This window comes from Vibrio campbellii CAIM 519 = NBRC 15631 = ATCC 25920 (assembly GCF_002163755.1).
GTDB lineage: Bacteria > Pseudomonadota > Gammaproteobacteria > Enterobacterales > Vibrionaceae > Vibrio > Vibrio campbellii.
On sequence record NZ_CP015864.1, the window covers coordinates 1834506 to 1850375 of the forward strand.

Genomic DNA, 15870 nt, shown 5'->3' on the forward strand with positions numbered 1-15870 from the left:
CAATCATGGAAGAGAATCAACAAAAGGGCATCATTGCCTATTTTGCGAATAACTCTGTCGCTGCGAACCTAATGATGGTGTTCATCATCGTGATGGGTATCGTCAGCTTCATGTTCATTCAACGACAAATGTTTCCAAACGTTGAAGTAAACTACATTAATATTCACGCGGCATACCCTGGAGCCTCTCCTCAAGAGATTGAAGAGAGTATTTTGGTTAAAGTCGAAGAGTCGATCAAAGACGTTACTGGGATCAAAAAGACCGTAGCACGTGCTTCTCGAGGTAGCGCTCATGTATCGATAGAAGTGGATGTGAATGCCGACATCAAACGTGTATTGGACGATGTAAAGCAGCGGGTAGATACCTTATCTAACCTGCCAGCAGGGATGGAACCCATCAACGTTTATCAGGTGGAATGGCGACAAGAGGTGATAGAGATGGGCTTGGTGGGTGATAGGCCACTAGAAGAGCTCAAACCTATCGCTAAGCAAGTTGAAGACGAATTACTGCAACTGAAAAACGTTATGCTGGTGGATATAAATGCACCAGAAGAAGAGATTGCGATTGAAGTCGATCCGCTTGTTTTGCGCAAATACGACCTGACTTTGAACGATGTGAGTAATGCGATTCGTCGTTATTCTGCAAACTATTCTGCTGGTGAAGTAAAAACCAATGCAGGCATGATCGCAGTACGTATTGAGAACCAATACTACCGTGGTGATGAGTTCCGCAATATCCCAGTTAAGCTGGGAGCGAATGGTGCGAAGGTACTCCTTCAAGATATCGCAACGATTAAAGACGGCTTCACAGAAGAAGATCGTTACTTCGAATACTCGGGTCAAAACGCGATCTACATGGCGGTTCAAGCCACGCGTGATCAAAACATCATCCCAGTTGCTGAATCCGTTCGTAACTACATCGAAGCAAAGAACAAAACCTTACCTGACGACATTCAACTGAAAGTTCTCGTTGATATGACCTACTACTTAAATGGTCGTCTCGACATGATGCTGAAGAACCTTCTTCAAGGTGCCGCATTGGTTGCCATCATGCTCTCGGTATTCCTTCGCTTCCGCTTAGCAATGTGGGTAATGTTGGGGTTACCAGTGTGTTTCTTAGGCGCAGTGATGATGATGCCAATGCTGGGTATCACCGTGAATATTGTGTCTCTGTTCGCCTTTATCATGGTGCTCGGTATTGTGGTCGATGACGCCATCGTAACCGGGGAAAGTGCCTACAGTGAGATCGAAGAGAAGGGTGGTGGTGTTGAGAACGTTGTGACGGGTGTTAAGCGTGTCGCGACTCCGGCGACCTTTGGTGTGTTAACCACGATAGCGGTATTTGCCCCATTCCTACTCTCAAGTGGGATTGATAGTGCCTTCTTCTACGGCATTGCGGGTGTGGTGATCCTGTGTCTTATCTTTAGCTTGATAGAATCTAAGTTGATCTTGCCGGCTCACTTAGCCCACACCAACTTTACGCCAATCAAAGCAGGCGGTTGGCGGGATAATTTCAACAAGCGTTTCTTCGGATTTGTAAATGGTCCTTACCGCAGCTTTGTTAAGGTTTGTGCCCATTGGCGTTGGACCGTGTTTGCCTTCTTCTGTGGTCTGTTACTGATTAGTGCAGCTTTAGTTAGCTCGAACTATGTTCGTGTGATTCCAAACCCGAAAGTGCCAACGGATTATCCGGCGATTACGATTGAGATGAATGACACGGTGTCGAGCGAGCAAACCATCAATGCGTTAAAAACCATTGAAGGCGTGATGCAGAAAATCGAAAACCAGATCATTGATGAGCATGGTCAGGGGATGATTCGAGATGTGCTTTCTTATAACCGCAGCCGTACTGAAGGTCGTATTCTTGTACCGCTTGTGGATGAAGAATTACGTCCATTCAATACCTTTGAACTTGCACGTCGCTGGCGTGAGGCAATGCCAGTTATTCCGGGCATGAAGAGCTTTAAGATCCGCGAGCAAAGTGCAGGTGGCGGTGACCGCGACGAGTTTGGTTACTTGCTGTTTGGCTCGGATATCAATGAGCTAAACGAAGCAGGTCGCTATTTGATTGGTCGCTTGCAGCAAGAGGAAGGTTTGTACGATATCTCGTCGTCTATTGATTCCGGTAGTAAAGAGGTACTGCTATCACTTGCCCCGGTTGCTTATGACTTGGGCTTGGATCTGACTATGATCGCAGAACAAGTGGGCGGTAGTTTCTACGGCGGCGAAGCACAACGCATTATTCGTGATGGCGAAGAAATCAAAGTCATGGTGCGTTACCCGCAACTGACGCGTGAAGCTTTCTCATCACTTCGTTACGCTGTGATTACCACACCAGCAGGCAAGAAGGTCATGCTTGGTGATGTGGTGAAGATCAACGAACAACCGGGTGTGAGTAGTATTCGACGTGAAGGCGGTTATCAAACCGTTTATGTGTATGGCTCTATAGATGAAGAGTTGGTTGAACCTCAAGAAGTGGTGAAAGTTATCGACGACAACATCTTACCGGACATGAAGCAATCCTTCCCAAGTGTGAAAACGGAATTGGGTGGTGACATCGAAGAGCAAGCCGCGCAACGTAACGAGCAAATCATGTTCTTTATTGCTGGCATGATCATCGTATACATCTTGTTGGCCGTGCCGCTTAAGAGCTACACCCAACCGCTGATCGTCATGTCGGTAATTCCGTTTAGCTTAACGGGTGCGATTTGGGGACACTTCTGGCTGGATATGGACATCAGCATGATGTCGACATTTGGTTTAATTGCAGCAGCGGGTGTGGTTATCAACGATTCCTTGGTGATGACGGATTACGTTAACCAAGTGCGAGAAAAAGGCATGAGCATTAAACAGGCGGTTGTTGAAGCTGGCTGTGCTCGTTTTCGAGCGATCACGCTGACGTCTATTACCACCTTCGCAGGTGTACTTCCTATCATGTTTGAAACCAGCTTGCAGGCGCGTTTTGTTATCCCGATGGCGGTCGCGCTTGGTTTTGCCGTTCTGTTTGCAACTGTCCTTACCTTGATTCTTGTGCCTTGTTTGTACCTGATGCTAGAGGATATTAAAAACATCTTCCGCATTGTTAAACGATTCTTTGGTCGTTTGATAGGTAAGTTCAAATCACAGTCATCAAACACTGTCGGCAACGAAAGCACGCAAAGCTAGTTTCACCTAAAGCGAAAATCTAAAGCAGCCTTCGGGCTGCTTTTTTTGTGCCTTAAGCGAACTGAAATGGACTATCTACATAATAAGTTTGGTGAATGGTTTGTTGTTCATGGATATCGTTGGTTAATTTAACACTGTGTGTGTGAAATTCGCCATAAAGCAGATGGTAGAAAAATAAACCTTTGTTTAAGTTGTTGATATTAAAGGTTTAAAAAGTTGGCACTCTATGTGCAATGTATAGAATGCAACCCAATGAACTGCTAATCCTTAAGGAGCTTATTATGCAAAGCGTATTTCTATCTACTCTAGGTCTTATTGCTGTAATGTCATCACCAATCGCTGCTGCTAACACTCTAGACAAAGAAGAGTGGAGTGCGGATTTACGTCAAGAATTTACAACAATGAAGCATGAGGCGGTTGCGGACATCCAACAAATGAACATGGATGCTATTGATGAACGCGATGAACGCATTGTTAAACACATCAAAGAACAACAAGCTCAACTGGTAAAGATCAAATGCCAGAAGACAGAGGCAACCAAGTCATAACCTCTGACGACAAAGATTCCGTGTTAGTCACAAGGACGAGTGACTAACCAGAGTGCATCCGATACAAGCATGACGTTAGTGAGCAGTCAGCGTCAACCTTGTTGCTCTATTTGCCAACCTATTTATGGGTTGGCTTTTTTATGCCTGTTGATTGAGGAGGGGCGTCAAAACTGAGAGTTGAGTAGGAGAAATACGGCAGATAGAAAAAAGCCCGCGAAGAATACCTTCACGGGCGAAAAAAGGGCACCAAATTGGGTGTCTATTCATTTTGGAGATGGTCGAACGTCCATATCATACTGACAATAGGCTTGGTGAAAGGCTTACCACCAGTGCGACCAACGAGGCTAAAGTTAACATTGTTGTAATGATTGTTAAAATGTTAATTCTTCAATCAATGATTTCATTATCGTTAGTTCAGGGTGTGAATGTGTTGTTGGTGTGTGTCATAAGTGTGCCAAATATCGTTTTTGATAATAAAACTTATCATAAATCCTACGGTGATCATTTGGATTGGTTATATAAAACTCGACATACTGCATTCTTAACTGTTTCATATTTGCACTTAATGCCACATAATAACTCTGTGTTTGTTAAGCATTTGTATTGCTTTTAACGCTATTTGCTGAGAACAAAAAGAGCGACCTAAGCCGCTCTTGTCTATGTTGATAAGCAAACTTATCAGTCGTTTTAGATTTCTTCGTGCTTATGGACTAGGCCGAAGTCAGCTAAAATGGCATACGCTGCTGGGATCATAAACAGCACCAGCAGAGTGGATGCAAAAATACCAAACACGATGGAGATAACCAGTGGTTGGATAACCTGTGCTTGCAGGCTGGTTTCAGTCAGTAACGGAAGCAAACCTGCTGCAGTGGTCATTGATGTCAGGAATACTGCTCTAAAGCGCTCCCGACTGGCTTTGACTACCGAGTCATGTACATTATCTCCTTCATCCACATGATGGCGTATGTATTGAACTAACAGAATCGAGTCATTCACCACAATCCCTGCTAATGAGACGAAGCCCATCATACTTGGCATACTTAATGAGTGACCGAGTAGGATGTGTCCCCATACCACGCCAATAAAGGCGAGTGGAATCGCAAGCATTACCACGAATGGTTCCAAATAACTGCGGAATTGGTAACTCAGAATCGCAAACACGCCAAACAAACCAAGCAAGAAGCCTTTACCCATTGATGCGCCAGTTTCGGCGGTATCTTTGGCTTCGCCTTCAAAATCGAAGCGAAGGCCAGGATACTTTTGCATAAGCTTTGGCGCTTCATCTTGTTGGAACTGACGAATAATGGCAGTTGAGTTGGCTTTCGTATTGTCGATATCGCCGAATACGCTCACAGTGCGCAAGCCATCAATGCGCTGGATTCTTACGTAATTACGTTGGAAATCCAAAGTCGCAATGGTCGCGAGTGGAATTTGACTGCCATCGGACAAGATAATTGGGAAGTTTGCCAATTGCTGTAAGTCACCGGCTTGTGCTTTATCAAGGCGAACTTCGATGGAAATGTTTTCTACCCCAACTTGGATTTCGTCTGCGGTTTGGCCAAAGAAAGCCGCACGCAATTGATTAGCGATGAGCTGGCCGTTAATCCCATAAGCTTCCGCTCCCGGACGCAGTTTAACCAAGACTTCTTCTTTCCCCATACGCATGTCATCCAACACACCATGGACACCGTCAAACTCATTCAAGTATTGCTGAATGTCGATAGAAGCTGCTTTGAGCGCATCCAGATCGTCATGCTTCGCTCGAATCTCAATTGCTCGTCCACCCGGGCCCATGGTCGGTTGTTTAAATACCAGTGAGATAGGATCGGCAAGTTCACCAATGTCTTCGCGCCATGCATCGATAAATTCATCGATGAGTGTGTTACGACTCTCTGCACCAAGCAAATCCAGACGTACCGTGGCAATGTGAGGGCCTGATTCATTCGCGTCGGCATTGGCGTTGAATTGACTGGTGATGTGCAGAACCAATGGATTGCCGTCTTCCACTTTTTCTGTCCATTCTTTATCTAGCTTTTGAGCGGAAGCGACGATCTTATCGACGACAGCTTCCGTTTGAGAAAGAGAAGAACCCGGAGGAAGAATAATGCGCGCTTCTGCAATGTCGCCATCCAATTCAGGGAAGGGTTGGAACTTGAGTAAACCACCTACTAACGTGGCTGCGGAGATAAGAAGCAAGGCAACCACGCCCCCCATAAAGGCATAGCGATACTCGACCACTTTATCGACTGCGTTGACTAAGGTGGTGTTGCGGAAGTTCTCAAAAGAAGCCAGCAGCTTTTGTTTGAACTTGGGTGTCTTTCGCTCTTGCTTTTGTTTATGCAGTGAATGAGAAAGGTGGTTAGGTAGGATCAAGAAGGCTTCCACCAAACTCAAACTCAAAACGAGGATCAGAACTTGAGGTACCGCTTTAAGTACTGCACCCATTTCACCTTGCAGGAATAACAAGCTACCGAAAATACACACCGTGGTTAGGAAGGAAGAAATTACCCCCGGCAGTACCTTTTTCACCCCTTTAATTACCGCATCATCGATCTCTTCTCCTCGGTCGAGGTGAGCGGCAATCGATTCAGCAATAACGATGGCATCATCCATCATGATACCGATGGCCATGAGTAACCCGACCAAAGACATGATGTTAATGGACAGGCCAAGTTGCGCCATCAAAAATAACCCACCTAAGAAGGCAACGGGCAAACCAGCCGCGACCCAAAAAGAGTAGCGAAAACTAAAGAACAACCACATGGTGGCGAAGACCAGAATGATACCTTGCCAACCGTTTTTGACCATCATGGTCAGGCGATCCCAAAGTACGGATGAAAGATCATTGGTCATTTGTAGCATCACACCGTCTGGGGCGATGGCTTGTTGTTCTTCGACAAATTGAGCAACACGTTCCTTGATACGTAGCGCATCGTCTTCTTTGTTTTTACTGACTTTTAGTAAGGCAGAAGGGTGACCATCAAAGAGGACTTTCTGTTCGTCCAATTCAAATCGATCAGTAATCGTTGCGATGTCTCTTAGACGGATGATTGATCCATTTGGACCAGAACCCACGACGATAGTCTCAAGCTCTTCTGGCGTCACACGTCGTTCGTCAAAGCGGATCAGAAAGTTCTTATCTGGCGTTTCGACATTACCACTTGGCAACTTAACGTTTTGACGACCAATCTGCTCAGCAATATCACCAACACTCAAGCCAAGTTGGCGAATAGCTTGAGTGTCTAGCTCTACTCTGAATTGGTGATCTGAGAAGCCGGCCACGTCAACCAAAGATACGTCATAGTCGAGCTTTAACGTGCGCTTAAGCTGTTCCGCATACGCTTTTAACTCTGGCCATGTGGTATCTGCGGTGATCGCGACATCCACAACAGGCTCATTCCAATCTAGTTCTTGGACCACAGGTGATTCAATCTCTTGTGGAAAGTCATTAATCGAGTTGATTTGAGTTTGAACGTCGACCAGCATACGGCCGATATCGGCTTCTTCATTCAGTTTTAAGATAAGACGCGCAGAGCCTTCAATCGCTTCACATTGCGTTTCTTCAATGTTAGCAAGACCATCAACAGCATCTTCCATTCGGACACAAATACTCTCTTCGACTTCTTGCGGGGAAGCGCCAGGGTAAACTACACCAGCTAGGATGTAAGGTGGATCAAACTCAGGAAAGGTTTCCCGCTTAATCGTGGAAAGTGAAGAAATACCCAATATCAGCAGCGTTAGCATCAGCAAGTTGGCTGCTGTTGGGTGCTTGGCGAAGAATCGGATCATGAATCAGATTCCTCAATAGTGGCTTCTGACTGTTCTGGTGACTCTTTCAATAGCATGCCGTGTATCGCAGGCAGTAAATCGTTGATGATCAGCTTCTGACCTTGCTCCAATTCGCCATCGATCACCACTTGGTTATTTCGGCGATATAATACTTCAACCGTCACCACTTGCAGACGATTGTCATCACCCATCAGGTAAATCTTATCGCCATGAAGCGCACGCTCTGGGATGACCCAACTCGGATTCTCTTGCCCCTCAATCAAGGCACGCACAAACATGCCGTTCACCAATGGCGGAGCAGAGGTTGGGTTTAATGCACGGTAGTCTTGTTCAATTTCCAGAATCACACCAGCAGTTGCTTGGCTTGGATCGACGGTCTCACTGATACGTGCAACTTTAGCAGACCAGCTTGCAGAAAGATTACCGCTGTTGAGTTCAATGTTAGCGTGAATTGCATTCATATCAGGTTGTGGAATACCGGACTCGTCGCGAACAAACTCACCGATGCTCGCCGCCAAAGTTTGCATGTCATGAATGGACAGCTGAGCTTCCACTTCCATGACATCAATGCCATGTCCGGTCACCATGGTCTGTTGGAGGTTTACCACTTGGTTTTGCTCAATTTCGACTTCTGCAATACGCAGATCGTAAGGTAAAGTAATGATGGTTTTATCAAGCGAACGTTTCGCTTCATCGACTTTTGATGCATTGACCTTAACTAGGGCTTCTGCGACACGCTTTTCATCCGGCATTAAACCGATTTGGTTTTCGATATCTAGCACTACCTTACGTTGAGATAGCGCGCTTTGTTCTTGTTGGTCTACATCTGATTGGGAAGTTAGGCCTTTCTTGCGTAGGTTTTGTTTACGGTCTAGCTCTTTGTTGGCGATAACCAGACGGTTGGCTTCTATCTTGAGGGTGCTTTTGAGGTTCGCTTCTTCTTGGTTCAGCTTTGCCAGAGAGGTTTGGGCAGACTTGAGGTCAGCTTGAGTTTGAACCAGTTTTAACTCGTAATCGAGAGGATCGATACGCAAGATTTCCGTCCCTGCTTGCAGCACTTGTCCTTTTTCCAGTTGCGGGTGGCGGTAAACTACTTTGCCGGATACTTCGGCTATCGCTTTCCATTCAACTTTTGGTGCGATTTTACCAAAGCCAATAGCAACAGGTGCGATGGCTTTGAGTTCCAGAGGAATTGTTTCAACCAATCTTGCACGATCACTTGCGGGCTTGACGGGCAAATCTGGTCTAAGGCTAATCGCCAAAAATAGAATGACGACCCCAACAGCAAGGGCAGGAAAGAACAGCAGCTTTTTATTCATTTTCATATTGGTCGCCCGAATCTAAAAATCCATGTTTCATCAGTTGTATGTTGTGGTCGAATAATCGGTTCAAGAAGACTTCTGAGAGCTCGATACCGTGAATAGCCAGAAGTGCTGGTGGTGCCATAAAAGGAAACACCATTAAGCTGATGTAAGAGACGCGACAAAGTTGAGGGTCAGCGTCTTTTCGCAAAACACCACCATCGATCAACTTATCAAAGATCACGCCTTGCATTGGTTTGCTGATGTCAGCGAAAACTTTTTCTAGTAATTTACGTTGAGTTTCTGAAGGAGGCATATGCATGACTTGAGCAATCAAACGTGGGAACTGTGGCACTTTGATCATCTCGCGATAGTAGGTACGCATTAAATCGAGGAAGTTTTGCTCGTTACTGTCGGACATCAATGCCTGCATCTGCTTTTGCATCGGTGACAGCGTCTCGCGCAACATGGTCTCGAACAAGCCCTCTTTGTTGCCAAAGTAGTAGCGAATCATCGCCACGTTCACGCCTGCTTTCTGCGCGACCAGGCGAGTAGATACTTTGTCGTAAGCCATAATAGTGAAGAGTTCGCGCGCATGGAAAATCAGTTTCTCCCGTGCGTCGATTTTATCTGTGGGTCTTCCCGCCCTTCGATGAGCTTCCGTCACAATCGTCTCTCAAAATATTAAACATTTGATTAATTATAAGACGCTGTTTCTCATACGACATGCGAAAATTAATCAGTATTTAATCAAGTGATTAATTTGTGAGGGAGAGGTACAAAAAAGAGCAGTAAGGTCTGCTCTTTATGCCTCGTTAAGGGTAAGTGATGTTGAATGGGGTTACCCCCAACTCAACACAGTCCAATTTGGTCTATTGGCGTGCTCTTTTAGGCGAGGGCATGGATTGACCAGATAGGCGTAATCTGCGTATTCACACAGTGGTAAGTCGTTGACTGAATCCGTATAGAAATGGATTTCTGAGTAATTGTCAGGCTGAGTTTCTAACCACTGTTTTAAGCGCGTTACTTTGCCTTCTCGGTAACTAGGGATTCCGTCAATCTCTGCGCTATAACGGTTATCAGCCACCACTAAGTCAATCCCGAGCGCGTTAGGAATACCGATGCGTTGACCAACCGCTTCAACCAAAAAAGTGACGCTGGCCGAGATGATGACCATATCTATCTCATCACCAGACAGTTGTTCAATCAGTGTCTTGGCTTGAGGGAACTGTTTAGCCAGAATATGGTTTTCAACGCACTCTTTTACTATGGCTTCTACCTGCTCAATAGGCATGTTTTTTATCGGCTTCATGGAGAACGTTAGGTAATCTTCCATGTCCATTTTGCCTTCTGTGTACAAGCCCATTAGACGCTGATCTTCCTCAATAAAGTTAGGTGCAGTGGCGATGCCCTTTCTCAACCATAAATTCATTCCAAATCATTGCGCAGTCAGCGTTGATTAAGGTTTCATCCAGATCAAAAATACAAAGGCTTGGACATAGTTGGCTTCTCACAGTTTGAATCGAGGTCGACGGAATGTATCGCTCAGTATAGAGCGAGGTTTACGAGTATGGGACGTATGCTAACGATAAACTGTGACGATTTCGTGGCACTTTTTCTGGCTTTTGTAAAACAGAATATCAATGTCATGGGTTGAATCATGTCTGAGTTGGCGATAGACAACTACAATACAGTGATACTTATACGAACTGCGTGCTTTAGATGCATTTGTACGTTACGTAAATTGGTGCGCTAGGTCTACAGATGCTCTAGATACAAGGCTGTTTTAGATATAAGGCGTCTTTCGAACCAGATCTCAATATTGTGTACTGAATACAGTCTTGTTTTTTGAGCGATAATAGCGCCACTCGCGTATGGCGAACATTAAGAAAAATACAAAAAGAATCCCCATCGGTAAAGTGGATAAGAAAGCTTTTCGAATCTAATCCATAATATTCGGCCCCGACACAGTTTATGTGTCGGGGCCGTTTTCTTATCTAATTGGCGAGAAGGACTTGGGTTATGTAGTTAAACCAAACCTTGCTCTTTCGCCATGTGGTTCGCGATGCTCGGCGCTTTCCAAATGCTTGGCAGCAGAATGAAAGACACTGGTACGGCGGTAATCACGATGAAAGACTGCAATGCAGAGATACCACCTGAGCCCATCGAGATAAGCGCAATAGCCACGATACCCATCATTAAGCCCCAGAATGAGCGAATCACGGCATTGGGTTCAGTAGAGCCTGTCATTACCACACTGATGGTACGTCATCGAGTCACCGGTTGTCACGATAAACGTCGTAGTCAGGATCAAGAACAATACCGAAATTACCATTGGGAAAGGCAGCTCAGAAGTAATCGCAAGCAGAACGGCAGGCAAGTTAAAGCCCTCAAATGCCGATGAAATCAAACCTGGGTTTTCTAGCTCGAACGCCAAACCACTGCCACCAACAATGCTGAACCAGAAGCAGGTGATTAAAGGCGCAGCGATGCTGATAGACAGGATCAACTGACGGATAGTACGGCCACGTGAGATACGCGCGATAAAGATTGCCATCATCGGGCCATAACCAATGAACCAGCCCCAGAAGAAGACGGTCCACCAACTTAGCCATTCCGTGTCACCACGATACAGTGCCATTGGGAAGAAGTTATCGACCATGCGGCCAATACCCTGTACATAACCATCAACAATAAAGCTGGTTGGCCCGAAAACGAGGATGTAACCGATCAAAGCCACAGACAACACGATGTTGTAACGGCTAACAAGCTGAATGCCTTTGCTCACGCCGCTTAGCGCTGACAAAGTGTACATTAGAATTGCAGCGACAATCACCATGCTTTGGGTGATGAAGGTATCTGGCAAGCCAAATAGCGAGTTCAACGCGTAACTGATCTGTAGACCTAAGAAGCCGATAGGGCCAATGGTACCTGCCGCAACGGCAACGATGCTGCAGGCGTCTGTAATATCACCAATCCAACCGTTAATGGCCTTGTCGCCAAACACAGGATAGAGCAGAGTACGTGGTTTAAGTGGTAAGCCCTTATCGTAGTGAAGGTGCATCAAAACCACAGAAGAAAGACAACCTAAGATTGCCCAAGCAAGGAAGCCCCAGTGCATGAAAGACTGAGAAAGTGCATTGATTGCAGAAGCTTTTGGTGAAGCTTCACCATATAGCGGTGGCGCAGAAACAAAGTGAGCGATAGGCTCAGCTGCAGCCCAGAAAACACCGCCACCCGCGAGTAGGGTACAAAGTACGATCGACAACCATTTAAAGGTATCGATATCCGGTTTCGCTAAACCACCCAAGCGCACGTAACCCGTACGACCAAGCGCAATAGCCAAACCAATAAGGAAATTTAGAAGGAGTAATACTTGCCAGAAGGCACCGAAGTATTGAGTCGCAAATCCGAAGCCTGCGTTAACCATTGCGGTCAGAGAGTCTGTATTCGTCAGAGCAAGCAATACAAACACGGTGAGGAAGCTACCACTTAGCCAGAATACTGGGTTAGTGAGTTCAAGGCGCTTTAGAATGGAAGGAGGATGGATCGCAGAATAGTCTGCCTCCTGAATAGGAGTATGAGAGGCGGCGTTCGTCATATTTGACATAATTACTTCGCTTTTTAGGGCTCGGAAGCCGTGCATTTCCCTCACACCAATAGCTCGAAAAGTGTGAGGATGATCAAAAAGCCGCTGATACTAGCACGTTGAGAAGCTCAATATAACCGCAGATCGTGATTAATTTGTCGATCTCTAAAGTAAATAACTGATTTATGGTATGAGATTATTTGCGTGAAATGCGCCGCATTTCATACGCAAATGACATTCCCCTTATTCTTGTAAGGATACCTCAGGATTACATTGAGCCAACCTGTTCTAATAAAAATTAAAGGTCTTACCCTATGGCTCAAATTGAACTTGACGGGACGTGGCAGCTTACCTCGCCACATCGTCCAGATATCGATATTCCTATGACTTTGCCCGGTGACAATGTATCCGCATTATTACAAGCAGAGCTCATCCCGAATCCCTATTTTGCTGATAACGAAGCGAAAGTTCGTTGGATTGAAACTTGCGATTGGCACATTTCACGCGAGTTTGATGTGGATGGTTCTGTGCTCTCTGCCAAACAAGTGTGGATGACGCTCACCCGTGTAGACACCTTAGCGACCTTTTATATCAATGGTGAGCAAGCACTAACTTGCAGCAACATGTTTGCCCAGCAAAGCATTAATATTAAACCTTACTTAAAACAGGGCACTAACACGATTCGAGTTGAGTTTGCCCGTGTGGATTTAGAAGGGAGAACGTGCGAAGAAATTGCCGTTTCCTATTCCTTCGGCGATGGGGAACAACCAGATCCCGCACATGAACTTGATTCGCAAAACCCAATGTCACTCGGGGTGGGACTGGGGTATTTGTTTGATGGTGTCTGGCATTTATGACCCGATTCAAATTGATGTAGTGAACGATTTGTGGCTCAAAGGATTCTCGACAGAGCAACAATGGCAAGCTGACGGCGGTGTGCTGGTTGATGTATTAGTTGAAGTAGAAACCGATACTCAACCTCATGAAATCACGATCGAATTTGATGGTCAGCGCCAATCGATTCAAACTGAAGGAAGTGGTCACTATCACAGCCAGTTCCATATTACTGAGCCAAAACGCTGGTGGCCTGCGGGCTATGGTGAAGCTTACCTTTACTCAATGACAGTATCTTGTGGTGATCAATCGCTATCACGCAAGATTGGTCTGAGAGAGTTGAGCTTAAACAAACCAAGTTGATGAACATGGCTCGGCGATGGAGTTTGTTGTCAACGGCACACCAATCAATGCCAAAGGCGCAAACTGGATTCCGGTGGATGCAATGCCGGGTCGTGAGTGTGAAAGCCGCTATCGTGCGTTATTGCAAAGTGCTGTCGACGCCAATATGAACATGATTCGAGTCTGGGGTGGCGGCCAGTATGAGAGCGAAACTTTCTACAACCTTTGTGATGAATTAGGTCTGTTGGTTTGGCAAGACATGATGTTCGCTTGCTCGCTGTATCCATCTGATGTTGATTTCTTGAAAGATGTGGAGCAAGAGCTGCGATTCCAAATTCCACGTTTGAAAGAGCACCCGTCGATTGCACTGTGGTGTGGTGATAACGAAGTGATTGGTGCAATTGGTTGGTACGACGAACCCAAGCACAACAAAGTCAAATACACAGTGAACTACGATCGTCTGAATCGAATGATCGAACAAGTCATTGGTCAGCAGGACGATTCACGTCGATTTTGGCCAAGCTCGCCTTGTAACGGCGAGCTGGATTTTGGCGATGCGTGGCACGATGACAGTAAAGGCGACATGCATTTCTGGGATGTTTGGCACTCAGGTAAGTCGTTTAACGCTTATCTAAACATCAATCCGAGGTTCTGCTCCGAGTTTGGCTTCCAATCTTGGCCTTCGTTTGCTGAAGCAAAACAGTTCGTACCAGAACAAGACTGGAACGTCACCTCACCAACATTTGAACAGCACCAAAAGAACCCGCGCGGTAACAGTATCATCACGGAGATGTTTACTCGCTATTTCCGTTTCCCTTCCGGCTTTGAGCAAATGCTGTACCTCAGCCCAAGTGCAACAGGCGATGGCAATCAAAAACCGCTTGCGACCATTGGCGCGCGATCTCCCCAGTATGTCGTGGCATGCTGTATTGGCAACTTAACGACAACTGGCCCGTGAGTTCATGGTCTAGCTTGGAGTACAGCGGCCGTTGGAAGCAATTGCATTACCATGCGAAACGCTTCTTTGCGCCGCAGTACTTGGTGTTCTCGGAGCATACTGGCAAGTTGAGTCTTCACTTGTTAAATGACGCCAAAGAATCACTTGGTGTGAGTGCGCAATTGCATTGGGTGAGCTGGCAGGGTGAAGTGAAACAAACTTGGTCGTTAGAGCGCACCGTTTCCAGTGACAGCAACACCGTGGTTTGGCAGTTGGATGAGGCATTTGATTCATCTGAATTGAAATCGGTTTCTTCTACGTGGAAGCACAAGTAGGACAGGAGAGAATCACCAACACTTGGTTTAGCTCTCATGAACTAAAAACACTACCGATGGAAAGAGCAAATATTGAAGTAACGATTGAAGCCAACAAAGTCACACTTATTGCCGATAAGCCGGCGTTTTTTGTTCATCTGGAATGTGATACCGCAGGACGCTTTGACGATTCAAGCATCACGCTATTGGCAAACCAACCTGTTACGGTTGAGTTCTTGGGTGAAGACTTAGCAACGATGGCGGAATCGCTACGCGTCTACCATTTGATGCAATAAAAATTACTGTCATAGACTAATGTTGAGATAGATAGCGGCAACATCATGAAAGGGGCCTCCGTGCTCCCTTTGTGTTTTAGAGTTAAGGTGTCAAAACAGATTACGCTTTGCCCACGCAATCGCCTGCATGCGATTCTTCACTTCCAGTTTGCGGAAAATGCTATAGAGATGGGATTTCACCGTGTGCTCGCTGACAAACAGTGAGTCTGCAATATCAAAGATTTGAGCCCCCTTGGCAAAGGGCTGTCAGAACCTGCATTTCTCGGCGAGTAAGCTCAATTTCGAGTTTCGTATCCAGCTCAGTAACGGTGTGATTTAAGTTAACGAGATAGCCAACTAATCGGTTGAGGATGTCTCGGGAGAGCCAATTCTCTCCGCTCAATATCCCTTTTAAACCTCTGATTACCTTGTCGAAGTCATCTTCAAAATAGAATAAGCCTTTCAGATTTTGAATTAAGGCCCTTCATCTCCCCTATCCCCGTCTATTCTTGTTATCAATCTCCAAATAGGGAAGCCTACCGTTGTTCAAGTGCAAGATGATAAAAATGGGCATTTTTCCTCACTCCATGCTTTAAAAAACGTGAATGGTGGTAAAATCCCGTATGAAAATGTCGAATAAAAGTTGTTTAATCACGGGCTCATGAACCGGAAAATGGATGATGGCATTGCCCATTACGTGAAGGATATCTGAGACCAAAAACTTCAAAATCGACCGTCCTAAATGCCATAAGCTGAGAATCCTAAATTCAGACCTCA

General features: G+C 45.7%; 5 protein-coding genes and 4 pseudogenes. 3 read left to right on the top strand and 6 right to left on the bottom strand.

Going from position 1 to position 15870, the window contains the following annotated elements; genetic code table 11:
* The first annotated feature begins 5 nt into the window (after positions 1-5).
* Together A8140_RS24555 and A8140_RS24560 are read left to right on the top strand one after the other, a co-directional pair.
* Positions 6-3164 (top strand): efflux RND transporter permease subunit, encoded by a 3159-nt coding sequence (locus A8140_RS24555; protein WP_005531811.1) that lies wholly within the window; start codon positions 6-8, stop codon positions 3162-3164.
* Positions 3165-3445: 281 nt separating this feature from the next.
* Positions 3446-3712 (top strand): hypothetical protein, encoded by a 267-nt coding sequence (locus tag A8140_RS24560; protein ID WP_005429553.1) that lies wholly within the window; start codon positions 3446-3448, stop codon positions 3710-3712.
* A gap of 687 nt (positions 3713-4399) precedes the next feature.
* Here A8140_RS24560 and A8140_RS24570 read toward each other — a convergent pair.
* From A8140_RS24570 to A8140_RS24590, 5 genes and pseudogenes are all read right to left on the bottom strand, one after another.
* Positions 4400-7501: an efflux RND transporter permease subunit gene (locus A8140_RS24570; RefSeq protein WP_005531813.1), complete on the bottom strand. Its 3102-nt coding sequence runs from the start codon at positions 7499-7501 to the stop codon at positions 4400-4402.
* Entirely contained in the window at positions 7498-8826 is a 1329-nt protein-coding gene (locus A8140_RS24575; RefSeq protein WP_005531816.1) for an efflux RND transporter periplasmic adaptor subunit, read from the bottom strand. The genes A8140_RS24570 and A8140_RS24575 overlap by 4 nt, the downstream gene beginning before the upstream one ends.
* Entirely contained in the window at positions 8813-9469 is a 657-nt protein-coding gene (locus A8140_RS24580) for a TetR/AcrR family transcriptional regulator (protein WP_033000153.1), read from the bottom strand. The genes A8140_RS24575 and A8140_RS24580 overlap by 14 nt, the downstream gene beginning before the upstream one ends.
* A 174-nt stretch (positions 9470-9643) precedes the next feature.
* Positions 9644-10302: pseudogene (locus A8140_RS24585) on the bottom strand (HAD family hydrolase).
* Between the two features lie 528 nt (positions 10303-10830).
* Positions 10831-12412: pseudogene (locus A8140_RS24590) on the bottom strand (BCCT family transporter).
* A gap of 293 nt (positions 12413-12705) precedes the next feature.
* Between A8140_RS24590 and A8140_RS24595 the strand changes: the two are divergent.
* Positions 12706-15114: pseudogene (locus A8140_RS24595) on the top strand (beta-mannosidase).
* 90 nt (positions 15115-15204) lie between these two features.
* On the opposite strand, the pseudogene A8140_RS24600 reads toward A8140_RS24595, so the two are convergent.
* Positions 15205-15562, bottom strand: a pseudogene (locus A8140_RS24600) (LuxR C-terminal-related transcriptional regulator); the annotation flags it as partial.
* Between the last annotated feature and the right edge of the window lie 308 nt (positions 15563-15870).

Coding starts and splice junctions, on each gene's coding strand:
- A8140_RS24570 (WP_005531813.1), bottom strand. CDS start 7,501: ATGATCCGATTCTTCGCCAAGCACCCAACAGCAGCCAACTTGCTGATG.
- A8140_RS24555 (WP_005531811.1), top strand. CDS start 6: ATGGAAGAGAATCAACAAAAGGGCATCATTGCCTATTTTGCGAATAAC.
- A8140_RS24575 (WP_005531816.1), bottom strand. CDS start 8,826: ATGAAAATGAATAAAAAGCTGCTGTTCTTTCCTGCCCTTGCTGTTGGG.
- A8140_RS24560 (WP_005429553.1), top strand. CDS start 3,446: ATGCAAAGCGTATTTCTATCTACTCTAGGTCTTATTGCTGTAATGTCA.